Annotated in this window: 24 protein-coding genes; all 24 read left to right on the top strand. The window is 63.8% G+C overall.

Going from position 1 to position 23,229, the window contains the following annotated elements:
• Positions 1 to 42 precede the first annotated feature (42 nt).
• Positions 43 to 612, top strand: coding sequence for a head-tail connector protein (locus AAFN84_RS16280; protein WP_347515654.1), 570 nt, complete (start codon positions 43 to 45; stop codon positions 610 to 612).
• Positions 613 to 948, top strand: coding sequence for a phage head closure protein (locus tag AAFN84_RS16275; protein ID WP_347515653.1), 336 nt, complete (start codon positions 613 to 615; stop codon positions 946 to 948). It begins immediately after the preceding gene.
• Positions 945 to 1,115: a hypothetical protein gene (locus AAFN84_RS16270; protein WP_347515652.1), complete on the top strand. Its 171-nt coding sequence runs from the start codon at positions 945 to 947 to the stop codon at positions 1,113 to 1,115. The genes AAFN84_RS16275 and AAFN84_RS16270 overlap by 4 nt, the downstream gene beginning before the upstream one ends.
• Positions 1,096 to 1,506, top strand: coding sequence for a DUF3168 domain-containing protein (locus AAFN84_RS16265; protein WP_347515651.1), 411 nt, complete (start codon positions 1,096 to 1,098; stop codon positions 1,504 to 1,506). The genes AAFN84_RS16270 and AAFN84_RS16265 overlap by 20 nt, the downstream gene beginning before the upstream one ends.
• Positions 1,507 to 1,561: 55 nt before the next feature.
• The gene (locus AAFN84_RS16260) at positions 1,562 to 1,969 is read left to right on the top strand and encodes a phage major tail protein, TP901-1 family (protein ID WP_347515650.1); all 408 of its coding nucleotides are present in this window, start codon (positions 1,562 to 1,564) and stop codon (positions 1,967 to 1,969) included.
• Positions 1,966 to 2,322 carry a gene transfer agent family protein gene (locus AAFN84_RS16255; RefSeq protein WP_347515649.1) on the top strand — a complete coding sequence of 119 codons (357 nt, stop codon included), beginning with the start codon at positions 1,966 to 1,968 and terminating at the stop codon, positions 2,320 to 2,322. The genes AAFN84_RS16260 and AAFN84_RS16255 overlap by 4 nt, the downstream gene beginning before the upstream one ends.
• The gene (locus AAFN84_RS16250) at positions 2,232 to 2,531 is read left to right on the top strand and encodes a phage tail assembly chaperone (protein ID WP_347515648.1); all 300 of its coding nucleotides are present in this window, start codon (positions 2,232 to 2,234) and stop codon (positions 2,529 to 2,531) included. Before AAFN84_RS16255 ends, AAFN84_RS16250 begins: the two co-directional genes overlap by 91 nt.
• A complete protein-coding gene (locus tag AAFN84_RS16245) occupies positions 2,528 to 3,115 on the top strand; it encodes a phage tail tape measure protein (RefSeq protein WP_347515647.1) in 588 nt (195 codons plus the stop codon). The genes AAFN84_RS16250 and AAFN84_RS16245 overlap by 4 nt, the downstream gene beginning before the upstream one ends.
• 8 nt (positions 3,116 to 3,123) lie before the next feature.
• Positions 3,124 to 3,765 carry a DUF2460 domain-containing protein gene (locus AAFN84_RS16240; RefSeq protein WP_347515645.1) on the top strand — a complete coding sequence of 214 codons (642 nt, stop codon included), beginning with the start codon at positions 3,124 to 3,126 and terminating at the stop codon, positions 3,763 to 3,765.
• On the top strand, positions 3,762 to 4,649 hold the full coding sequence (locus AAFN84_RS16235; RefSeq protein ID WP_347515644.1) for a DUF2163 domain-containing protein: 888 nt from the start codon (positions 3,762 to 3,764) through the stop codon (positions 4,647 to 4,649). The genes AAFN84_RS16240 and AAFN84_RS16235 overlap by 4 nt, the downstream gene beginning before the upstream one ends.
• Entirely contained in the window at positions 4,646 to 5,089 is a 444-nt protein-coding gene (locus tag AAFN84_RS16230) for an NlpC/P60 family protein (protein WP_347515643.1), read from the top strand. Before AAFN84_RS16235 ends, AAFN84_RS16230 begins: the two co-directional genes overlap by 4 nt.
• A 24-nt stretch (positions 5,090 to 5,113) precedes the next feature.
• Entirely contained in the window at positions 5,114 to 9,013 is a 3,900-nt protein-coding gene (locus AAFN84_RS16225) for a glycoside hydrolase/phage tail family protein (RefSeq protein WP_347515642.1), read from the top strand.
• Between the two features lie 40 nt (positions 9,014 to 9,053).
• Positions 9,054 to 9,260, top strand: a complete 207-nt coding sequence (locus tag AAFN84_RS16220) for a hypothetical protein (protein ID WP_347515641.1) — start codon at positions 9,054 to 9,056, stop codon at positions 9,258 to 9,260.
• 84 nt (positions 9,261 to 9,344) lie between these two features.
• Positions 9,345 to 9,647: a hypothetical protein gene (locus AAFN84_RS16215; RefSeq protein WP_347515640.1), complete on the top strand. Its 303-nt coding sequence runs from the start codon at positions 9,345 to 9,347 to the stop codon at positions 9,645 to 9,647.
• Between the two features lie 66 nt (positions 9,648 to 9,713).
• Positions 9,714 to 10,379: a response regulator transcription factor gene (locus AAFN84_RS16210; RefSeq protein ID WP_347515639.1), complete on the top strand. Its 666-nt coding sequence runs from the start codon at positions 9,714 to 9,716 to the stop codon at positions 10,377 to 10,379.
• A 13-nt stretch (positions 10,380 to 10,392) separates the two neighbouring features.
• Positions 10,393 to 11,778: an ATP-binding protein gene (locus tag AAFN84_RS16205; RefSeq protein WP_347515638.1), complete on the top strand. Its 1,386-nt coding sequence runs from the start codon at positions 10,393 to 10,395 to the stop codon at positions 11,776 to 11,778.
• A 656-nt stretch (positions 11,779 to 12,434) separates the two neighbouring features.
• Complete coding sequence (gene ccmI, locus AAFN84_RS16200; RefSeq protein WP_347515637.1) at positions 12,435 to 13,538, top strand: c-type cytochrome biogenesis protein CcmI; 1,104 nt, start codon at positions 12,435 to 12,437, stop codon at positions 13,536 to 13,538.
• Positions 13,535 to 13,981, top strand: coding sequence for a cytochrome c maturation protein CcmE (ccmE, locus tag AAFN84_RS16195; RefSeq protein WP_347515636.1), 447 nt, complete (start codon positions 13,535 to 13,537; stop codon positions 13,979 to 13,981). Before ccmI ends, ccmE begins: the two co-directional genes overlap by 4 nt.
• Positions 13,982 to 13,993: 12 nt before the next feature.
• Complete coding sequence (locus AAFN84_RS16190; RefSeq protein ID WP_347515725.1) at positions 13,994 to 15,982, top strand: heme lyase CcmF/NrfE family subunit; 1,989 nt, start codon at positions 13,994 to 13,996, stop codon at positions 15,980 to 15,982.
• Positions 15,979 to 16,440 (top strand): cytochrome c-type biogenesis protein, encoded by a 462-nt coding sequence (locus AAFN84_RS16185; protein WP_347515635.1) that lies wholly within the window; start codon positions 15,979 to 15,981, stop codon positions 16,438 to 16,440. Before AAFN84_RS16190 ends, AAFN84_RS16185 begins: the two co-directional genes overlap by 4 nt.
• A 132-nt stretch (positions 16,441 to 16,572) precedes the next feature.
• Positions 16,573 to 18,108, top strand: a complete 1,536-nt coding sequence (locus AAFN84_RS16180) for a Do family serine endopeptidase (protein ID WP_347515634.1) — start codon at positions 16,573 to 16,575, stop codon at positions 18,106 to 18,108.
• A 71-nt stretch (positions 18,109 to 18,179) separates the two neighbouring features.
• Positions 18,180 to 18,854, top strand: coding sequence for a response regulator transcription factor (locus tag AAFN84_RS16175; protein WP_347515633.1), 675 nt, complete (start codon positions 18,180 to 18,182; stop codon positions 18,852 to 18,854).
• Complete coding sequence (locus tag AAFN84_RS16170) at positions 18,854 to 20,281, top strand: HAMP domain-containing sensor histidine kinase (RefSeq protein ID WP_347515632.1); 1,428 nt, start codon at positions 18,854 to 18,856, stop codon at positions 20,279 to 20,281. Before AAFN84_RS16175 ends, AAFN84_RS16170 begins: the two co-directional genes overlap by 1 nt.
• A complete protein-coding gene (locus AAFN84_RS16165; RefSeq protein ID WP_347515630.1) occupies positions 20,268 to 23,225 on the top strand; it encodes a bifunctional [glutamine synthetase] adenylyltransferase/[glutamine synthetase]-adenylyl-L-tyrosine phosphorylase in 2,958 nt (985 codons plus the stop codon). Before AAFN84_RS16170 ends, AAFN84_RS16165 begins: the two co-directional genes overlap by 14 nt.
• Positions 23,226 to 23,229 lie beyond the last annotated feature (4 nt).

Genomic DNA, 23,229 nt, shown 5'->3' with positions numbered 1-23,229 from the left:
CCCTCCCGGGACCGCCTCTTTGAAATGACCAGCGAGGCGCCAATGACCCTCTTCCGAACCGTGGACCCGGAATCCGAACCGGTTTCGCTCAGCGAAGCCAAGCAGAATCTGCGAATAGATCACGACAGTGAAGACGACTTGCTCAGCGCGTTGATCGTCGCGGCGCGTGAGGAGGTCGAGGTGTCGTGCGGGCTGGCGCTGCTCAGCCAGCATTGGCGTGTGACCCTGGATGCATTGCCGGCCTCGGGCAGAGTTCTGCTGCGCCGGTATCCGGTTCGCGAAGTCACGGCGGTGACGCTTTATGGCAGCAATGGCGAGGCGTCTATCGTCGACGACGCAGCCTATCGGCTTGATGTGCATGGACGACCCGCCAGGCTCCATTTCCGGAACGCTATCGAGCCGGGCGCAGACATCAACGGGATCGAGATCGACTTCGAGGCCGGCTACGGAGAAACCGCTGCTGCGGTCCCGGAACTGCTCAAGCGTGCAGTGCTGGTGCTGGTCGCCCACTGGTACGAATTTCGCGCGACCTATTCCGCGCAACAGCAACCAGTCTCCTATCCACCGGTGTATGACCGCCTGATCGCGCCATGGCGCACGCGGAGATTGTAGATGCGCGCCGAATTCATAGATCCCGGCGCGTTTCGCCACGAGGTAGCGCTGGAGGCCGTGGAACTTGCTCCGGACGGTGCCGGCGGCCACTTCGAGACATGGTCGGAAATCGCGACGCTGTTCGCGCGCATCGAGCCGATTTCCGCGACCAACCGGTTCGGTGCCGACCAGAGGCTGGAAGGCGTGACGCATCGAGTGACCATGCGATGGCGCGCCGATGTCGCAAGCGGCATGCGGCTTCGCCGGCTGACCAGGAGTCTCGCGGTGGTCAACGTTCACGACCCCGATGAGTCGGGCCGCTATATCGTTTGCCAAGCGCGGGAGATCGGCCGATGAAGGTTTCAATGAAGATCACGCGGGATGGCCTTCTGCGCGCACTGCGAACCAGGGCGCACCAGATCGCCGACGAAGTCGAAGCCGGATATCGTGGCGGAAGCGTCGTCGACAGCGAGCGACGGGAACGGGGCAGCACAGGAGCGCGCGATGACGTCAGCAGCCGTTGAACTGCAGAAGGCCGTCTACGCCACCCTGAGCGCCGATGCCGGATTGATCGCCTTGATCGGCGCGGATCGCATCCACGACCACGCGCCGGCGCATCTCGCCTTTCCGTACGTGACCTTCGGACGATCCACCGTCTCGGACTGGGCGACGAGCACGGAGGATGGCAGCGAACACATCTTCACCGTTCATGTCTGGTCGAATGCACGGGGAAAATCTCAGGCGCTGGAGATCATGGCGATCATAGGCGGGCTATTGCACGACGCGGAACTGTCGGTGGCGGAACACAACCTCATCAACCTGCGCCAGGAATTCGAAGAGCTTCGATACGACGCCGACAACGACGTCTACCACGGCACGTTGCGGTACCGCGCGGTGACCGAACCGGCGGCCTGACGCTTCAACTCGAAGCCGATTTCATCCTTAAGACATGACGGAAAAGGAGGCTCCTGTGGCAGCACAGAAGGGCAAGGATCTTCTGTTGAAGATCGACGGCGGCAGCGGCTTCGTGACCGTCGCCGGTCTGAGAACGAAGCGCCTGGCATTCAACAGCGCGACCGTCGACATCACCGATGCGGACTCGGCCGGGCGATGGCGTGAGCTGCTCGGCGGCAGCGGGGTGCAAAGGGCCTCATTGAGTGGCGCGGGCATTTTCAAGGATGCTCAGTCGGACGCGCTCATTCGCGCGGCATTCTTCTCCAGCCAGATCATCGACTGGCAGCTTGTCGTGCCAGATTTCGGCACCATCGAGGGCGCTTTCCAGGTCACCGCCCTCGAATATACCGGCAACCACGACGGCGAAGTGACGTTCGATATTGCGCTGGAATCGGCCGGCGCGATCAGCTTCGAGGCGGCATGATGGCGGCAAACAGCCGACGCGGCGAAATCAGCGCCAAGATCGACGGCCGAGAGCACATTTTGTGCCTGACGCTCGGGGCCCTTGCCGAACTCGAAAGCGCGTTTTCGGTGGACGATCTGTCGGCGCTTGCCGAACGCTTCTCAACCGGGCGCCTGTCGGCCCGCGACCTGATGCGCATCATCGGAGCAGGGCTGCGGGGCGGTGGAACCGTCGTCAGCGACGACGAGGTGGCCGCGCTGCGCTTCGATGGCGGCGCGGCCGGATGCGCGAGCCTTGCCGGCGCCTTGCTGGCGTTGACGTTCGGCTCGGCAGAGCAGGGCACAGAGGCGCCGTCGCGCCCTCGAACGCCGTAGCAGACAAGACGCGCCGGTTTCCATGGGACGAGACGATCGCCGTGGGGCTGGGCCTGCTGCGGCTGTCGCCGCGTGACTTCTGGGCGATGACGCCGCGCGAGCTCGGCCACGCGATGCGCATCCTGCTTCCCTCTGATGCGCCGAAGCGCCAGGCGCTGGAAACATTGATGGCGATGTTTCCCGACGCTCGGCGAGGAGAACAAAAATGACGGACGACCCAACGCGCCTTGAAGTGCGCATCGATGCCGACACGCGACCTTTCGCAGACGCCATGGCAGACTTGACGCGGTTGTCCGACAGTTTCGGGCGTCAGCTCAGCGGGGCGATGCGTGAGGCGGTGGTTGGCGGCAAGTCGCTGGAAGACGTGCTGCGGCGTGTCGGCATGAACCTGGCCGGCATGGCGCTCAGCCAAGGGCTCCAGCCGCTGACCGGCCTTTTCTCGCGCTTCAGTGCCGGCCTGTTCGGGGGGATCGGTAACGTTCTTCCTTTTGCCAAGGGAGGCGTCACCGGCCCTATCACTCCGTTCGCAAGCGGCGGTGTGATCGCCGCTCCGACCTATTTTCCGATGTCCGGTGGGGCGACGGGCCTGATGGGAGAGGCAGGCGCTGAAGCGATCCTGCCACTCAGGCGGGGATCTGACGGAAGGCTGGGGGTGGCAGGGGCGGGCGGTGGCAGCGGCGTCAACGTCGTCTTCAACGTCAGTACCCAGGACGCTGCTTCCTTCCGCAAGTCGGAGGCGCAGATCACCGGAATGCTGGCGCGCGCCGTCTCCCGCGGCTCTCGAACGATCTGAGGTTCGAAATGGACGCATTTCACGAAATACGGTTCCCCGTGGACGTTTCCTTCGGGGCGACCGGCGGCCCGGAGCGACGCAACGAGATCGTCTCGCTGACGTCCGGGCGCGAACACCGCAACCTGCGCTTCGCCCGCTCCCGTCGACATTTCGATGCTGGAACCGGTGTGCGATCCCTTTCCGATCTTTACGAGATCATCGCGTTCTTCGAGGCGCGCCGCGGCTCGTTTCATGGATTCCGCTTTCGCGATCCGTTCGACATGAAGTCGTGTCCTCCTGACCAGCAGGTGCAGGCGGCCGACCAGCACATCGGCACAGGCGATGGTGTGCGTGCGGAATTTCAACTGGTCAAACGGTACGGCGAAACGGAGGACGCGTATGACCGGGCGATCCGCAAGCCAGTCGCCGGCACCGTACGGATTGCCGTCGCCGGCACGGAACTGGACAGTCCGGCGGACTTCAGCGTCGACACCGCGACCGGCATCGTCACTTTCGAGCCGGGGTCGATCCCGGTTGCGGGACAGGAGATTACGGCCGGTTTCGAGTTCGACGTGCCCGCGCGCTTCGACGCCGAGCGGATCGCGATCAGCCTGAGCGCGTTCAACGCCGGGCAAATCCCGTCAATACCCATCGTCGAGATCGAGCCATGACGGAAATTAATCCTGACTTCCTGGCGCATCTGGAGCAGCGCTGCACCATGTTGTGCCATTGCTGGCGCGTCGTGCGACGTGACGGGCAGAGCTTCGGATTCACGGACCATGATCGCCCACTTGTCGTTGATGGCGTGGCTTACAACCCGCAGAGCGGCTTTTCGCAAAGCGAGGCACGCGCGTCGCTCGGCATGGCGATCGACACCGTCGATGTCGAAGGCGCGCTTTCGTCGGAGGTGCTCGACGAGGCCGAACTCGAGGCCGGGCTGTTCGATGGCGCGGTGGTGGAAACGCGGCTCGTCAACTGGAACGCGCCGAGCGAATTCGCACTGATCAGGCGTTCGTCGATCGGCAGGATCACGCGTTCGGACAGCCGCTTCATCGCTGAACTGGAGAGCATGGCCGCGAGCCTCGATCAGCCGAACGGGCGTTATCTTCGGAGGCTTTGCGACGCGCGCCTCGGCGACGCACGGTGTGGCGTGTCGCTCGCCGGCAGCGAATTCAACGGCAGCGGCGTGGTCACGTCCCAGACGGCGCCTGCAACGGTATCCGTGAGTGGCCTTGATGGTTTCACCGTCGGCTGGTTCTCGTTCGGGCATGTCACCTGGGCAAGCGGTGTGCTGGTGGGCAGGACGGCGACGCTGCTGGACCACAAGCGGACCCCTGAAGGCGTCCTGCTGGTCCTGCCTCCAACAGAGCAGGTGCCGCCGCCCGGCACGGCATTCTCGGTGGTGGCAGGGTGCGACAAGCGGTTTTCGACCTGCAAGACGAAGTTTGGCAATCCCTTGAATTTCAGAGGATTTCCGCATCTTCCCGGGAATGATGCAGCGTACGGCTACGTAACCGATGGCGGCATCTTCGATGGCGGACCGATCGTCGAATGACGCATCATCGCGACGAGGCATCCGCTGCTCTTGCCGAGGCGACGCGATGGCTGGGCACGCCCTACCGGCATCAGGGATCGACGCGAGGCGTCGGCTGCGACTGCCTGGGGCTGGTGCGCGGGATCTGGCGGGCGCTTTACGGCTGTGAACCGGCAACTCCCGGTCCGTATGCGCCTGACTGGGCCGAGGCCGGGGGCCGGGACCTGCTGTTCGATGCCGCCCGTACCCATTGCCGGCAAAAGCCGCAGGACGAGGCACGGCCTGGCGACGTGCTGCTGTTTCGCTGGCGACCGCACTATCCCGCCAAGCATCTCGGCATCCTGGCGTCCTCAGACAGCTTCATTCACGCCTATGAAGGGCACGCGGTGATGGTCTCAACGCTTGTCCCGCAATGGCGGCGGCGCATCGCCGGCGTCTTCGCCTTCCCACCCGTGACTTAGAATTGCTGAGAGGAGCCGCCGGACATGGCGACAATCGTGCTTCAGGCTGCCGGGTCGTTTCTCGGCGGGATGATCGGCCCTATCGGCAGCGCAATCGGCTCGGCCGCCGGCGCCATGGCCGGCTTCATGCTGGACCGGAGCCTCATCGAGAGCACACGGCGGCTCGAAGGTCCTCGCCTTGGCGGAATGCAGCCGTTTCTCGCGGAGGAAGGCGTTCCGATCGCGCGAGTTTACGGGACGATGCGGATCGGTGGAAACATCATCTGGGCGACGCGGTTCGAGGAGGAGCAAACCACCGAACGCCAAGGCGGTAAGGGGCGCGGCCCGAAGGTTACGACCTACAGCTATTTCTGCAATGCGGCGTTCGCGCTGTGCGAGGGGCCGATCGCCGGCGTGCGGCGCATCTGGGCGGACGGGCGTGAAGTCGATCTCGACCAGGTGACGATCCGCATTCATGACGGCAGCGAGACCCAGGCAGTCGACCCGCTGATTGCCGCGAAACAGGGCGACGGCAACGCACCGTCCTATCGCGGCCTGGCATATGCGGTGCTCGAGCGGTTTCCCCTGAACGACTACGGCAACCGTATCCCACAGTTGCAATTCGAGGTCATGCGCCCGCTCGGCGCGGTCAACGAACGTATCAAATCCGTTGTTCTGCTTCCCGGAGCGACGGAATATGGCCTGATGCCGCGACCGGTGGTGCGCACTCCTGTCCCGGGGGAGACGATCCAGGTCAACAGGCATGTTCTGCATGGCGCCGCCGACATCGTCGCATCGCTCGATGAACTCCAGATGCTGTGCCCAAACCTGGAAGAAGTGGCGGTTGTCGTCACCTGGTTCGGAGATGACCTGCGGGCTGGCGCCTGCAAGGTGCGCCCGGCGGTCATCGACAACAACGCCACGGACTACTCCGAGCCGTGGAAAGTCTGCGGCGTGGAGCGCGTCGATGCGGCGACCGTGAGCTTGGTCGACGGCGCAGCGGCTTATGGCGGGACGCCATCGGACCAGTCGGTCATCGAGTGCATCGCCGAAATCCGAAGCAGGGGCCTGCGGGTGGCGCTTTACCCTTTCATGATGATGGATGTGCCGGCCGATAACAGCCTGCCCAATCCGTATGGCGGCGACAGCCAGCCGCCGTTTCCATGGCGTGGGCGGATCACCTGCGATCCCGCGCCGCTGCAACTCGACAGTGCCGACAAGACGAATTCTGCGCGCAGCCAAGTCGCGACATTCTGCGGCGGCGTTTCGCCGGAAGATCTCGCCTTCGAGGACGGCGAAATCGTGTTTTCAGGCAATGAAGAGGACTGGGGCTATCGACGGCTGATCCTGCACTACGCTCGACTGGGCGCCGCCGCCGGTGGGGTCGACACGTTCCTGCTCGGCTCGGAAATGCGAGGGCTCTCGACGCTGCGCGACGAGGCAAATGCCTTTCCTTTCGTCGAAGTGCTGTGCGAACTCGCCGACGACGCACGATCGATATTGGGACCAGGCACGGCAATCACCTACGGGGCCGACTGGACCGAATATTTCGGATACCAGCCCGCCGACGGCTCGGGTGACGTCTTCTTCCACCTCGATGCGCTGTGGTCGCATTCCGCCATCACTGCGGTGGGGATCGACAACTACATGCCGCTGTCGGATTGGCGCGACGCCGATTATGCCGGGGGCAATCCGGATGGGTTCAACGAACCGTATGATCGGGACGGGCTGCGCAGTCAGGTGGGGCGCGGCGAGGGCTACAACTGGTACTATGCCGATATGGCGGCAAGGGTGACACGCAGCCGCACGCCGATCACCGACGGCGCTTATGGAAAGCCATGGGTCTACCGGTACAAGGACCTGCGTTCTTGGTGGGAAAACCAGCACTACGATCGCGTTGACGGCGTCGAGGCTGGATCGCCCACGGCCTGGGTGCCGCAATCCAAGCCGATCTGGTTCACGGAACTCGGGTGTCCGGCGGTCGACAAGGGACCGAACCAGCCGAACGTCTTTCCCGACGCGAAATCGTCGGAGAATGCGATGCCCTATTTCTCATCGGGCGGGCGTTCCGACGTGGCCCAGCAACGCTTCCTGTCGGCTCATTTCGAGTATTGGCGCCCCGACAGCATTGATTTCGAGCCGGGGTCCAATCCGATCTCCGATCTCTATGGAGGGAGAATGGTGGATGCGGACAGATTCTATCTGTGGGCATGGGATGCCCGGCCGTTTCCGGCCTTCCCGCTGCGCCGCGACGTGTGGAAAGACGACGAGAACTGGCATCGCGGCCATTGGCTGAACGGCCGGATTTCCAGCATCGCGACCAGCGACCTGATCACGGCCATCCTCAACGATCACGGATTGCCGCCTGCCGACGTGTCTCGCGTGGGCGGAAGCCTGATGGGTTACCTCGTGGCGAGCCCGGGCACGGCGCGCTCCGCGCTGGAGCCGCTCGCTGAACTTCACGGCATCGCCGTGCACAGTGACGACGGGACGCTGGTATTTCGCGACGAGGGCGCGACAGTCGGCGCCGCAACCCCGATCGGAGACATCGTCGTCCCCGAGACGGGCTCCACCATGGAGCGCATGCGTTCGGCGGACCATGAGCTGCCCGAGGAGGTCGAGCTCAACTTCGTCGAGCCTTTTCGGGAATATCAGACATCGGTGGCGCGCATTGCCTTGCCTGACGGCGGCGGTGGCGGAAGTCGTACTCTCAGCATTCAGGGAGGCCTGGAGGAAGGCGCGGCAGCGGCGCTCGTGGAAGACTGGATGTATCGCAAGCGGGTTGCGCGCAACGGCCTCGCCTTCGCCCTGCCGGCGTCGTCGGTGGCGCTCGTGCCGGGCACCCTCGTGAGTTTGGAAGGCGCGGACGGCATCTATCTCGTCTCGGACGTGGAAGCAGGGCTCAGCCGCAAGATTACGGCACGGCGGCTGGAGCGTGTGACACCAACGCCCTGGCGGCCGAGCCGCATCACACGTCTGGCGTCCTTGCCGGCTATCGCCGGGACGCCGCACGTGGTGATGATGGACCTGCCCGCCATGCCGGGCGGAGCGGCTACGCAGGACCAGTTGCGGATCGCTGCCTACGCCAAGCCGTGGCGCAGCCAGATCGTCTACGCTTCGCCGGAAGATACCGGATTTGCCCATAGCGCAAGCATCGTCAGTCCGGCGACGCTTGGCGCGCTTTCGGAGCCGCTGGGCGCGGGACCATGGTCCCGGCTGGATCGAAGCAATGCCATCACCGTGGCACTCTACAATGGCGAGGTGGCGAGCATCTCCATGCTGCAATTGCTGAACGGATCCAACATGGCAGCTGTCCTTTCGGCGGGCGGAGCCTGGGAGGTTGTGCAGTTCCGGACGGCGGAAGAGATCGGCCCCGCGCTATGGAGGTTGAGCGAGCTGCTGCGCGGGCAGTTCGGTACCGAGGACGCGATGCAGGCTGGCGCCGAGAGCGGCGCATCGTTCGTTCTGCTCGACAGTTCGGTGGTGAAGGCAGGAATTTCACCCGAACAGACCGGCATTCCGCTCAACTGGAGGGTCGGTCCGTCGGGCCACAGCTTCGGTGATCCGGTTTTTGCCGCGTTGACGCAGGCGGGCGGAAGCCGCGCAAGACTAGCGCTTTCGCCTGTCCACCTGCGCCTCGAAAGGCAGGCGGATGGAGATGCGCTCCTGCGTTGGACACGGCGCGGCAGGGTGGATGCGGATAGCTGGATCGGGGAGGACATACCGCTCGGAGAAGAATTCGAGCGATACCGTGTCGATGTCTCCACTGTGAGTGGAGCCCCAATCAGGACTGTCGAAACGACGGACTCGGAATGGACCTATCCAGTCGACCTCCTTGAAGAGGACTTCTCGTCGCTGCCTGCGACGATCCTGGTCACCGTCCGGCAACTCAGCGCCACCGCAGGGGCGGGGCTTCCTGCCAGCCGGAGCTTTGTTCTGAGTTGATGCAAGAGCGCTTAAAACATTCCAAAAAAAGGAGAAATCGATGGAAGCCGCCAAACCCTGGTATCTCTCACGCACGATCTGGGCGTCCATTATCGTTGTCGCCTCAGCCGGCGCCGGCATACTCGGCTTCCCGCTCGACGATGCCGAGACCGCGTCGCTGACGGATGCCGTGCTCCAGTCGGTGACGGCGATCGCCGGTGTTGTGGCCATTGCCGGACGTGTCGCCGCACGCAATCTGATCCGGTGACCGTAAGAAACAAATGACAGGAAAAATGCGGGCCCATTGTTCATTTCACGTTCAGCCCGTTTGGGTTAAAAGCGGGATATGACGATGATCCTGAACATTCTGCGCAAGACGCTCGCCACGGCCTCGATGGTCGGGTTGCTGGCGACGTCGGCAGTTTCGATGCCGCTCGCCATTCCGCAGGCGGCACCTTCGGTCGGAGCGGTTATCCCCGTCGCGGGCGACTGCCATGCCATCGGGATGCAGCAGGCCGCGCAAATGGGCGGTCAGCTCGCGCGCGCCACGCCGGAAGTTCGCGGCGGACAGCAGGTCTGCGTCATCGTGGTACTCATGCCAGCCCGCGACGGCCAGCGCCCGCGCCGAAGCGAAATTGTCGTGCCACTGGGTTGAGCGGACCATCATCGCGACGAACCAGCACCTTCCGGTCAACCTGACCCCCGTTAGACAGGAGCCCCAATGCGCATACTCGTGGTCGAGGACGACAAGGACCTGAACCGCCAGATAGCCGATGCGCTGTCTGACGGAGGCTATGTCGTCGACCGGGCCTATGACGGGGAAGAGGGGCACTTTCTTGGCGATACCGAGCCGTACGACGCGGTGATCCTCGATATCGGGCTGCCTCAAATGGATGGCATCAGTGTCGTCGAGCGGTGGCGCCGTGACGGACGCAAGATGCCGGTCCTGATGCTGACCGCCCGCGACCGCTGGAGCGACAAGGTGGCCGGTATCGACGCGGGCGCCGACGACTATGTCGCCAAGCCGTTTCATATCGAGGAAGTTCTGGCGCGACTGCGCGCGCTGATCCGGCGCGCGGCGGGACATGCTTCGTCTGAATTGACATGTGGACCGCTGCGCCTCGACACCAAGGCATCGAAGGCGGACGTGGACGGCGTCCCGCTCAAGCTGACGTCGCACGAATTCAGGCTGCTCGCCTACCTGATGCATCACATGAACGAGGTCGTGTCGCGGACCGAACTCGTGGAGCATCTCTACGATCAGGATTTCGACCGCGATTCCAACACGATCGAAGTCTTTGTCGGACGCCTGCGCAGAAAGATGGGCATCGACCTAATCGAGACCGTGCGCGGCATGGGTTATCGCATGCGGGCACCGCAGGCGTGAGGGGCGCTTGGCGATGCCGTCCCTGAGAGGTCGGCTCAATTCCCTGACGTTTCGCGTCGTCGCTTTCTCGACGCTCTGGGCAGTCGTGGCCCTACTGGTCATTGCCACGATCATATCGACGTTGTTCCGCCAGGCGAGCGAGCGTGGGTTCGAAAGCCTGCTGACCGCGCATCTGTTCAACCTCATCAGTTCTGTCGGTGTCGCCGACGATGGCACGCTGCAGGGTGCGCCAAATCTCGGCGACCTTCGCTTCACCGTGCCTGAATCCGGCTGGTACTGGACGGTCGAGCCGGTCTCCGATGTCGAGGGTCGGCTCGAATCGCTCTCCCTCACACGGCCGGTCGCCTCTCCCCCAACCGAGCAAGTTCCGTTCGACCGTGAGTTCCAGCGCAGCTACCGGGCGGAGGGATTGGCCGGCGAGGATATCGAGGTCATCGAAAGCGAGTTCGTTCTGGACGCAGACAACCGCATCGCGCGATTCCGCGTGATGGGCAATCGCACCGAGCTGGAGGCCGACATCGATGCATTCGAACGGCAAGTCTGGCTGTATCTCATCCTGTTCGGCGTTGGCATGATCGCCATCAACGCGCTCGCCATCCTGGTCGGTCTGCAGCCGCTGCGTCGGGTTCGTGGCGCGCTTGCGGATATCAGGGCAGGTGCGGCGCAGCGGCTCGACGGCAACTTCCCCGCCGAAATCGCGCCGCTGGCGGACGAGACGAACGAACTCATCGAGAGCAATCGACGCATCGTCGAACGCTCGCGCACACAGGTCGGCAATCTTGCTCACTCGCTCAAGACTCCGTTGGCCGTGCTTATCAATGAAGCTCATGCCATCGGGGGCAAGAAGGGCAGCCTGATCGCCGAACAGGCCGGAGCGATGCGGCAACAGGTCGACCATTATCTGCAGCGCGCACGCATGGCGGCCCAGCGCGACACGATCGTGTTCCGTACACCTGTCAGGGAAACGCTGAACCGCATGGGCAGGGTGATCGCCAAGCTCAACCCGCAGGCGCGGCTGATACTGGACATGCCCGACGAGGAGATCGTTTTTTCGGGCGAGCGCGAAGACTTCGAAGAGATCGTCGGCAATCTGCTCGAAAATGCAATGAAGTGGGGGCGGTCGACCGTTTCACTGAAGGTGGTTGCTGACCGGGGAGAGTCACCGCACCGGCTGTTCCGCCTGATCGTCGAAGATGATGGGCCGGGCATCCCCGAGGAGAAGACGCGCGATGCGCTCATGCGGGGCAGGCGGTTGGACGAAACAAAGCCCGGTACCGGACTGGGGCTCGCGATCGTGGCCGACCTCGTGAAGGAGTACGGTGGTACACTCCAACTTGAACGAGCCGACCTTGGTGGCCTCAAAGCCACAGTCGTGTTGCGAAGAGCGCAAGAGTCGTGAGGTATTTGCAACAGATGCCATTTCTGCGCCCAACTTTGCGCGCAGCACTTGAAGCAAGGTGCAATGCAACCAAATGTGTGAAGGCGCGGGCTAACGCGGTTCGAAAGGCGTTCGGAAAATGAACTTGAAGTTTGCGGCAGCCGGGTTTGCGGTAGTCTTGTCGGCGTGCTCGACCGTCGGCGGCGGATCCGGCACGGCCGTCCAAGCATTTGCCGGCAGCACGCAAAGTGCGCAAACGCCCGTCGCAGCGGCAATTGTCGAGGCAATGGCGGGCGGTCTGGTTGGCGGGACGGTCGGAAGCGAGCTGAACAGGAGAGACCGACGCAGTGCGCTCGAAGCCGAGTACCGGGCGCTTGAATATACGCCAGCCGGTCAATCGGTTTCATGGGGTGACACGGCAGACAGCGGCGGTGAAGTCGTCGCAGGGTCACCGTATCGTGTCGGGTCCCAGAACTGTCGCCAATACAGCCACACGGTCCATAATGGCGGACGAAGCCAGACCGCGCGCGGTTCGGCGTGTCGTAATCCCGATGGAAGCTGGACGCCCCTCGTTTAAAGGGGCTCATTTCGAGTTGCCTGCACAACCGAGATAGCCGCCAAAAGGCCGCATCCCGCCGCCATTGGCAGCCAGCGATGCACCGGCTATTGAGGTCCGCATGCTGTTCTGGATCATCGCCGCTGTTATGACACTAGGCGCCTGCCTGGCGATTTTGCTGCCTGCAATGCGCGAACGGGTCGGGCTGGCGGACGACAGCCGTTACGATCTCGAGGTCTACCAGGATCAATTGGCGGAACTTGACCGGGACCTTTCCCGTGGCGTGATCGATAAGTCGGATGCGGAGCAGGCGCGCGCTGAAATCGGCCGCAGGATACTCAGGCTTGACGACCAGCGCCGAGCGTCAGGACCGGATGCCGGCTCGAACGTTGGCAGGTCCATCGCGACGATCGCGGTGCTCGCGGTGCCTTTGGTCAGTTGGGGGCTCTACGCAGCGACGGGCTCTCCCGAACTGCCCGGACAACCGCTTGCCGCGCGCATCAATACGGCGCCGGAAGACAGCTCGATGGATGTGCTGGTCGTGCGTGCAGAGGCGCATCTATCGTCGAACCCCGAAGACGGCCGCGGCTGGGACGTTCTTGCACCGATTTATTATCGGATGGGCCGGTTCAACGACTCCTCGATCGCCTATCGCAACGCGATCCGGTTGCTCGGCGCGACAGCCGCGCGCGAGGCCGGGCTTGGCGAAGCGATTGCAGCCAACGCCGGCGGCATGATCACCGCCGAAGCACATCAGGCCCTGGAACGTGCGTTGGCAATCGAGCCGGCGCATCCGAAGGCACAATATCTCATTGCAACGGGACTGGCCCAGGAAGGCAAGACGGAGGCTGCCGCGCGCGCCTTGCGCGAAATGGAAGCGCAACTTCCGGATGAATCGCCCTGGCGACAGGTGGTCTCCAGGGCGCTGGCGGATATCGAGGGGCAGACTGACCTGCCGCAGCAGGCAGCCGACGATCAGGCCCGCATGATCGAGGAGATGGTCGCCGGGCTCGACACCCGATTGCGGAGCGATCCGGACGATCATGAGGGCTGGCAAAGACTGATCCAGTCATATGTGGTACTCGGCAGGCATGACGATGCCCGTGACGCGCTTTCGCGCGGTCTGCAGGCCCTGGGGCCCGGCAGCGTGGCCGGCGAAGAGCTTGCACTTTTCGCGCAGGAGCGCGGCGTACGGCCCGCGCAACAGGATGACATGAGACCATGACGCGAAAGCAGAAACGGCTCTCGGTGATTGGTGGGGCAATGGCATTTCTCGCCGTAGCCAGCGCGTTGACGTTTTATGCCTTGGGACAGAAGACATCCTATTTCTACATGCCCGCAGAATTGCAGGAGGCGAACACGCAGCCCGGTCAGCGGATCCGGCTCGGCGGATTGGTAGAGAAGGGGACACTCGTCCGCGGTGAAGGTACGGGAGTGGTCTTCGCGGTCACCGACAAGGTCCATTCGGTGACGGTCGCCTATAGCGGCATTCTGCCGGACCTTTTCCGCGAGGAGCAGGGCGTGATCACCGAGGGAGAGTTCGGCGCTGACGGGGTGTTTGTCGCTGACAGCGTGCTGGCGCGCCATGACGAAAACTACATGCCCAAGGAAGTCGCCGACGGGCTCAAGGCAACTGGTCTTTGGCAGGAAGACGACCAAGGTGAGTAGGAAAGCAGGATGATCGTCGAGACGGGACATTTCGCGCTGGTGCTGGCGTTCGTCCTGGCCCTGATCCAGTTCGCGGTGCCGCTCGCTGGAACGAGGCTGGCGGAGCCGCGCCTCGTCGCGGTCTCCGGTCCCGCCACGGTCGTCGGCTTCTTCCTGACCCTGCTGGCCTTCCTGGCGCTGACCGCTGCCTACGTGCAGTCGGACTTTTCGGTGGTCAATGTCTGGGAGAACTCTCACTCGATGAAGCCGATGCTGTACAAGGTCACCGGCGTGTGGGGAAACCACGAGGGGTCGATGCTTCTCTGGGTGCTGATCCTGACGTTTTTCGGCGCGCTGGTCGCCCTGTTCGGCAATAATCTTCCAGCGACATTGCGCGCCAACGTTCTGTCGGTGCAGGGGCTGATCGGCGCAGCCTTCCTCCTGTTTATCCTTGCCACCTCCAACCCATTCGCGCGGTTGTCGCCCGCGCCGTTCGAAGGGCGCGATCTCAACCCGATTCTCCAGGATGTCGGCCTCGCGATCCATCCACCGCTGCTCTATCTGGGCTATGTCGGCTTTTCGGTGTGCTTTTCCTTTGCTGTCGCTGCGCTGATCGAAGGGCGCATCGACGCGGCCTGGGCGCGCTGGGTGCGTCCATGGACCCTTGCCGCATGGATATTTCTCACCGGCGGCATCGCGATGGGGTCGTACTGGGCATATTACGAACTCGGCTGGGGTGGCTGGTGGTTCTGGGATCCGGTCGAGAACGCCTCGTTTCTGCCTTGGCTGGCCGGCACCGCGCTGCTCCACTCGGCGATCGTGATGGAGAAGCGCTCGGCGCTCAAGATATGGACGCTGCTGCTGGCGATCCTGACTTTCTCGCTGTCGCTGCTCGGTACGTTCCTTGTCCGCTCGGGCGTCCTGACGTCGGTCCACGCCTTTGCCACCGATCCGACCCGGGGACTGTTCATTCTGATCATCCTGATGGTGTTCATAGGCGGCTCACTGTCTCTGTTCGCCCTTCGTGCGTCCAGCCTTACCCAAGGTGGTCTGTTTCATCCGGTGTCGCGCGAGGGTGCGCTGGTGCTGAACAACCTGTTCCTGACGACGGCGACTGCGACGGTGCTGATCGGCACGCTCTATCCGCTTCTGGTCGAGGCGGTGGTCGGCGACAAGATCTCGGTCGGGGCGCCGTTCTTCAACATGACCTTCGTGCCGCTTGCACTGCCGCTCCTACTCGCCGTTCCATTCGGCCCGCTGCTGGCATGGAAACGGGGCGATCTCTACGCCGTGGCACAGCGCCTGTTCGCGGCATTCGGTGGTGCGCTTCTGGCGGTTATGCTTGCGCTTTTCCTCGTTGACGGAGTTGGTGTTCTCGCGGCGTTGGGCATCGGCGTCGGGGTCTGGCTGCTTCTGGGCGCGGCGACCGACCTCGCGCTCAAGGCCGGGGTCGGCAAAGTATCCCCAGCAATCGCCTTGCGACGGGCTCGTGGTCTGCCTCGGTCCGTTTTCGGGACTGCTCTTGCCCATGCGGGGCTTGGCATAACGACTTTGGGCATCGTCGCGGTGACCACGCTCGAGGTTGAACAGATCGCCGTGATGAAGCCGGGTGAGACCATGGAGATCGCGGGCGATACGCTGCGGTTCCAGGGGTTGACGCCGGTGCGGGGGCCGAATTTCACGGAAGATCAGGCACGGTTCGTCCACCTCGATCCATCGGGCCGCGAGCGCGGCGAAATCGTTTCGTCCAAGCGCCTCTATACGGCCCGCCAAATGCCTACCACGGAGGCCGGAATCGCGACGAACTGGTTCAGTCAGCTCTATGTTTCGCTGGGTGACCCGACGCCGGATGGCGGCATGGTGGTGCGCGTCTGGTGGAAGCCGCTGGTGCTGTTGATATGGATTGGCGGCATCGTCATGATGGCCGGCGGCATCGTATCGCTGCTCGATCGACGGTTGCGAGTTGGTGCGCCTGCGCCACGGCGGTCCCGTCCACTGCCTGCGGAGGTGGCGGCAGAGTGAGACGTCTTGCCCTCCTTCTTCTGATATTGCTCGCGGGCCTATCGCAGAGTTTCGCGCTGGAGCCGTCGGAAATGCTCGATGATCCTGCCTTGGAGGCACGGGCGCGCGACCTGTCCGCCGGTCTGCGATGCATGGTCTGCCAGAACCAGTCGATTGACGATTCCGACGCTGACCTTGCCCGCGACCTGCGTGTGTTGGTGCGCGAGCGCATCCTCGCGGGAGAGACCGATGAAGAAGTCATCGACTATGTCGTGTCGCGCTATGGAGAGTTCGTGCTGCTCCGGCCGCGGATGAATTTGCGCAACGCCTTCTTGTGGGGAACCCCTGTGCTGCTGCTGGTTGCGGGCGGTAGCTTCATCGCCGTTCACGCGTTGCGGCGCCGGCGCGCGAGCGTCCAGACGGCCCTGTCGGCGGAGGAAGAACGCAAGCTGAGCGAAATCCTCGACAAGACTGGCTGACCGCCACCGCGCCCAAGATTACAAAAGTTTCATGCGGCGGAAATGGCGCCGTAACCTGCACCCCACTATCTCTGGCACCGAAGGACGCGATCTTCGCGCGCCCAATTGGATTTCATGAAGGATTGCAGAGATATGCAGAACCAGAACGAATCGACCACCAAGTCCCGTAAGGGCCGCCTTCTCGCCGCCGCCGCATCCCTGGCGATCGCTGGCGCCATCGGCTTTGGCGCTGTCACCTCGGGCACGGTGCCTGTTCTTGCCGACGCGGTGCGTGTGGAAGGCGTTCAGGCGACCGGGTTCGCGGACGTTGTCGAGCGGGTCTCTCCCGCCGTTGTCAGCGTCCGGGTCCAAGCACGGATCGAGCCGGCTTCCGACCGCGAAGGCGGCAACTTCTCATTCGGCATGCCGGGCCTCGAAGATCTGCCGCGGGATCACCCGCTTCACCGCTTCTTCCGTGAGTTCCGCGGCGAGCGTGGCGATCGCGAGTTCCGCGGCGATCGTGGACGTCGCGGCGAGCGTGCACGCCCTGTCTCTCAGGGCTCCGGCTTCTTCATCTCCGAGGACGGCTATCTCGTTACCAACAATCACGTGGTCGAGGGTGGCGCGACATTCGTGGTCGTGATGGATGACGGCACCGAACTCGACGCCAGGCTCGTTGGTACCGATCCGCGGACCGACCTGGCGGTATTGAAGGTCGACGAAGAGCGCGAGTTTACCTACGTCGCCTTCGCAGACGATCAGGCGGTTCGCGTTGGCGATTGGGTGGTCGCGGTCGGCAATCCCTTCGGCCTCGGCGGCACCGTGACTGCCGGGATCGTGTCGGCACGCGGCCGTGACATCGGCGCCGGCCCCTATGACGACTTCATCCAGATCGATGCTGCGGTGAACCGCGGCAATTCCGGTGGCCCGGCGTTCAACCTCAATGGCGAGGTCGTGGGCATCAATACCGCGATCTTCTCGCCGTCCGGCGGCAATGTCGGCATCGCGTTCGCGATTCCTGCCTCGACGGCCAAGCAGGTCGTATCGAACCTTGTCGAGAACGGTGCCGTTCTGCGTGGGTGGCTCGGTGTCCAGATCCAGCCGGTGACGGACGAGATCGCGGAATCGATCGGCCTGGAAGCGCCGAAAGGCGCGCTGGTGACCGAGGCGCAGGCCGAGGGTCCGGCACGCGAAGCCGGTCTCAAGGCTGGTGACGTGATCACTGCGGTGAACGACCAGGAAATCGAATCGCCCCGCGAGCTGGCCCGGATGATCGGTGCCTACGCGCCCGACACCAAGGTCGACGTCACGCTGTGGCGGGGTGGTGCCGAAGAGCAGGTCAGCGTCGAACTCGGGGAACTTCCCGGCGACGAGGCGCGGGCAGACCTGCAGGTGCCGACCCCCGCGCAAGCCGATGCGTCGCTCGCTGATTTCGGTCTGACCGTAACGGGCGCCGACGATGGCAACGGGCTGGTTGTCACCGATGTGGAACCCGGCAGCGCGGCCGAGGAGCGTGGTATCCAGGCCGGCGACGTCATCGTCGCCGTAAACTCCACCGACGTGACCAGTGCGGAAGACGTGGAAGCGGCTGTTGCCGATGCCGCGGGCGCCGGGCGCAATGCGGTCCTCGTCCAGATCAACCGGGACGACAACAATCGCTTCGTCGCACTGCCGATCTCGCGCGGCTGAGCGAATTGACATCCTGATGGCGGCGGCCTCCATGGCCGTCGCCTTTTCTCGTTTTCGCGTATAGTCGAGCCATGAAGATTCTTGTCATTGAAGACGACCGCGAGGCGGCGGACTATCTCGAGAAGGCGCTGGCCGAAGCCGGACACAACGCGCACGTCGCCGGGGACGGTGAAATCGGCTTCGCGCTTGCCGGAGACGGCGACTACGACGTGCTCGTCGTCGATCGCATGTTGCCCAAGCGCGACGGACTTTCGGTCATCGCCGGCCTGCGGGCGCGCGGTGTCGAGACACCGGTGCTGATCCTCTCCGCCCTTGGCGAGGTCGATGACCGCGTGACCGGCCTGCGCGCGGGCGGCGACGACTACCTGACAAAACCCTATGCGTTCACCGAACTTCTCGCGCGCGTCGAAGTGCTGAGCCGCAGGTCCGGTGCCAAGGATGTCGAAACCATCTATCGCACCGGCGATCTCGAGCTCGACCGCCTGTCGCATACGGTCAAGAGGGCGGGCAAGGAGATCGTGCTTCAGCCCCGCGAGTTCCGGCTGCTCGAATATTTGATGCGGCACGCAGGGCAGGTCGTGACCCGCACGATGCTTCTGGAGAATGTTTGGGACTACCATTTCGACCCGCAGACAAACGTCATCGACGTGCATGTTTCGCGATTGCGCTCGAAGATCGAAAAGGGCTTCGAAAAGCCCGTGCTGCATACGATACGCGGCGCGGGGTATATGTTGAAAGCAGGGTGATGAGGCTGGCGGTGCCCGCCCTCATGAAGACAACGGCAGCGCGGCTTTCCGCGCTGTTTCTCATCCTGTTCGCGCTGTGCGCCACGGTGCTCGTCTTCTACATGTCGTCGCTGTCCGTCCGCATGCTCACGGCGCAGACGCAGGAGACGATCGCGGCCGAGGTGCAGGTGCTGGGCGGTGCCTACCAGCGCGGTGGGTTGCCATTGCTGGTACGCTTCGTCGAGACGCGTTCGCGCCAGCCCGGCGCCAATCTCTATCTCATCGCCGAGCCGACCGGACGCATTCTGTCCGGCAATGTCGAGGGCCTCGAACCCGGCGTCATGGCAGCCGAAGGCTGGACGCAACGTCCGTTCTCCTATCGCCGCTACGGAGAAGGCGCCGCCCGCGAGGAAGACGCCGAACCTTCGCATCAGGCCGTCGCGCTCGTCTTGCGGCTGCCCAACCAGATGATCCTGCTCGTCGGGCGCGACCTTGGCGAACCGGCGCTCATCCGCGACATCGTCAATCGCGCCCTGATCCTCGCGTTCGGCATGATGGGGGTCGGCGCGCTGCTGATCTGGTTCTTCGTCGGACGCAGCGCGCTCAAGCGCATCGACCAGGTTTCCGATGCAAGCAGGCGGATCATGGGCGGCGATCTGTCGGGACGCCTGCCGGTCAGCGGCTCGGGCGACGAGTTCGATCGGCTGTCGGAAAACCTTAACGTCATGCTGACGCGCATCGCCAGGCTCAATGAAGGGCTCAAACAGGTCTCCGACAACATCGCGCACGACCTCAAGACGCCTCTCACCCGGCTGCGAAATCGTGCCGAGTCGGCACTTGGGGGCAATCCGAAAGAATCCGGCTACCGTGCTGCCTTGGAGGCGACCATTTCTGAGTCGGACCAGTTGATCCGCACCTTCAATGCGATCCTGATGATTTCCCGGCTCGAGGCGGGCTATTCCGCCGAGCAGACCGGCCCCGTCGATTTGGCGGAGATTGTCGCGGATGTCGTCGACCTCTACGAGCCAGCGGCAGAAGACGTCGGCGTGGCGTTGAAGTCCGTCACTGCAGGAGAGACCACGTTGCAGGCCAATCGCGAGCTCGTCGCGCAGGCTCTGTCGAACATCGTCGACAACGCGATCAAATATTCCGCCGGCTCGGTCGACGCGCCGAAGGTCGTCGTCTCGCTCCGCCCAGAGGCAGGGGCTGTCGTGCTGGAAATCGCCGACAATGGGCCCGGCATCCCTGAAGAAGATCGCGACAGGGCGACGGAACGTTTCGTGCGGCTGGAGCAGAGCCGTTCGCAACCAGGCTCCGGCCTCGGATTGAGTCTTGCCAAGGCCGTGATGGAATTTCACGGCGGAAGACTTGAATTGTCCGGTCGAAACCCTGGACTATCGGTCAAAATGATATTTCCGGGGGATTCGCGCAAGGATGAGCAAGGCTGAAACAGGGGAACGCTGGTTTGGAATGCCGGCTGCCGTGCTGGCTCCGCTGGAACCCGAAAACGCTGCCGAGACCCTGCAAGACATTGCCGAGGCGGCGCGAGAAAAGTCGCTCTCGCATCTGGCGGCCCTCGTCGAAAGTGATGCGCCCCTTGCACGGTTCTTGGGGGCTGCTTTCGATCTATCCCCGTTCCTGCGTGACAGCGCCCGCCGCAGGCCGCAAATGCTGGAAGCGCTGTTCGATACGCCACTTGTCGACCGACTGACGTCTATCATCGACGCAATCCGTGCCTGCGGATGTGGCGCCGAACAGACCGAATCCGAACTCATGCGCGAGTTGCGCGAACGGAAGGGCGAGGTGCATTTCCTGATCGCGTTGGCTGATCTGGCCGGCGAGTCCGATGCGCAGACAACGGTAAGGCGGTTGAGCGCGCTGGCTGACGCCTGCGTTTCGGCCGCGATCGATTTCCTGCTGCGCGACGCGCATCGTGCCGGAAAGCTCGCTTTGCCGGAACCGGAAATACCGGGCCAACGATCCGGCTGGATCGTCCTCGGCATGGGCAAGCTCGGTGCCAACGAACTGAACTTTTCCTCCGACATCGATCTCATCGTGTTCTTCGATCCGGAGGCGGCGGCGGTGAGCGATCCGCTCGAGGCGACCGAACTCTTCGCCCGGCTGACGCGGCGACTGGTGCGGATCCTTCAGGACCGGACGGAGCATGGCTATGTCTTCCGCACCGACTTGCGCCTGCGTCCCGACCCGGGCTCGACACCGCTCGCGATCCCGGTCCTTGCCGCGCTGAATTATTACGAGAGCAGAGGCCAGAACTGGGAGCGCGCCGCTATGATAAAGGCGCGGCCCGTTGCCGGCGACATCGAGGCGGGCAGGGCCTTCCTGAAGGAACTCACGCCTTATGTCTGGCGCAAGTACATGGACTTCGCGGCCATCGCGGACGTCCATTCGATCAAGCGCCAGATCCATGCTCACAAGGGCCATGGCGAGGTCGCGGTCAAGGGCCACAACGTCAAGCTGGGCCGCGGCGGCATTCGTGAGATCGAGTTCTTCGTCCAGACCCAGCAGCTCATCGCCGGCGGGCGGTTTCCCGAGCTGCGCGGCCGCGAGACGACCGCGATGCTGGCCGAGCTGGCGGAGCGCGGCTGGATAACCCCGGAGGCGCGCAATGCGCTGACGAAACAATACTGGTTCCTGCGCGACGTCGAGCACGCAATCCAGATGGTCGCCGACGAACAGACCCACAATCTGCCGGAAGACGATGAGGGGCTGGAGCGCATTGCGCATATGCTCGGCTATGACGCCGCCGAGACATTTTCCTCGACCTTCCGCTCGTCGCTGCTTCTGGTCGAAAAGCACTATGCCGCACTCTTCGAGACGGCTCCGCAATTGTCGCGCGGGGTTGGAAATCTCGTCTTTACCGGCGATGTGGACGACCCGGGCACGCTTGAAACCCTGTCGGAACTGGGCTTTTCGCGGCCGAGCGACATCTGCCGGGTCATCAGAACCTGGCATTTCGGCCGCTATCGCGCCACCCAGTCTGCGGAGGCGCGGGAGCGCCTGACGGAACTGACGCCCGCTTTGCTCGAGACCTTCGGCCGTACCCGCCGCGCCGACGAGGCACTGATCCGTTTCGACGAATTTCTGTCGGGCCTGCCCGCCGGGATCCAGCTATTCTCGCTGCTGCAGTCCAACCCGGCGCTGCTTGAACTGCTGGCGACGATCATGGGCGCCGCACCGCGCCTTTCGGCCATAATCACGCGCAGGCCGCATGTTTTCGACGGGCTGCTCGATCCCGGCCTGATGTCCGAGCTCCCCAACAAGGCGTATCTCGCCGCGCGACTGGACGCGTTCCTGGAAGGCGCGCAGTTGCATGAAGAGAAGCTAGACCGGCTGCGCATCTTTGCGGCCGAACAGAAGTTCCTCATCGGTGTCCGTTTGCTGACCGGCGCGATCGATGCCGTGCGGGCAGGCAAGGCGTTTTCCGATCTGGCCGATCTGACGATCGGCTCGGCGCTCGATGCTGTAAAGGACGAGTTCGCCGTTCGTCACGGCCATGTCGCCGGGGGGCAAGTGGCGATCCTGGGCATGGGCAAGCTTGGCAGCCGCGAGCTCACCGCGGGGTCGGATGTCGATCTCATCCTGCTCTACGACCATGCGGAGGGCGCCGAAGAGTCCGATGGCGAGAAGCCGCTAGCCCCGTCTCACTACTATGCTCGCCTGACGCAGCGCCTCATCGCGGCGGTGTCCGCGCCCACGGCGGAGGGCGTGCTCTACGAACTGGACCTGCGCCTTCGGCCATCCGGCAACAAGGGGCCCGTCGCCACCAACATCGAGGCCTTCCGCAAGTACCAGCGAGAGGAGGCCTGGACATGGGAGCACATGGCGCTCACCCGGGCGCGTGCCGTGGCCGGCGACGAGACATTGTGCAAGACGGTCGAACTGGACGTCGCCGCCGTGCTCGAGAGCGTGCATGACGAAGCGAAGATCCTGCGCGACGCCGCCGACATGCGCAAGACGATCGCGGAGGAAAAGCCGCCGCGCGACATCTGGGATCTCAAGCTCATCCCCGGCGGCCAGATCGACCTTGAGTTTATCGCCCAGTGCGCGCGGCTCACGGGACATATCCAGCCCGACGAATGGCCGCCAACGTCAACCGGAGATGCGCTGGCGCGGCTCGCCCCCGACTTCTGCGATGCCCAGTCCCGTGAAGAACTCGTTGCCGCCTATGCGCTCTATTTGTCGTTGACGCAGATCATTCGCCTGTGCCTGACCGGCCCCCTCGAACCTGACGACGTGCCGCCGGGCCTTGCCGACCTGCTGCTGCGCAGCACTGATCTTCCCGGTCTCGCGATATTGGAGGCTCATCTGAAGGACACGGCCGGGACGGTCGCCGCGCATTTCGAACGGCTCGTCGCGAAGCGGCGAAGCTGACCCC

The sequence above is a fragment of the Mesorhizobium sp. CAU 1741 genome, assembly GCF_039839275.1.
GTDB lineage: Bacteria > Pseudomonadota > Alphaproteobacteria > Rhizobiales > Rhizobiaceae > Aerobium.
Note: the sequence above shows the minus strand (reverse complement) of the source record. Positions and strands in the feature narration are given on the sequence as shown.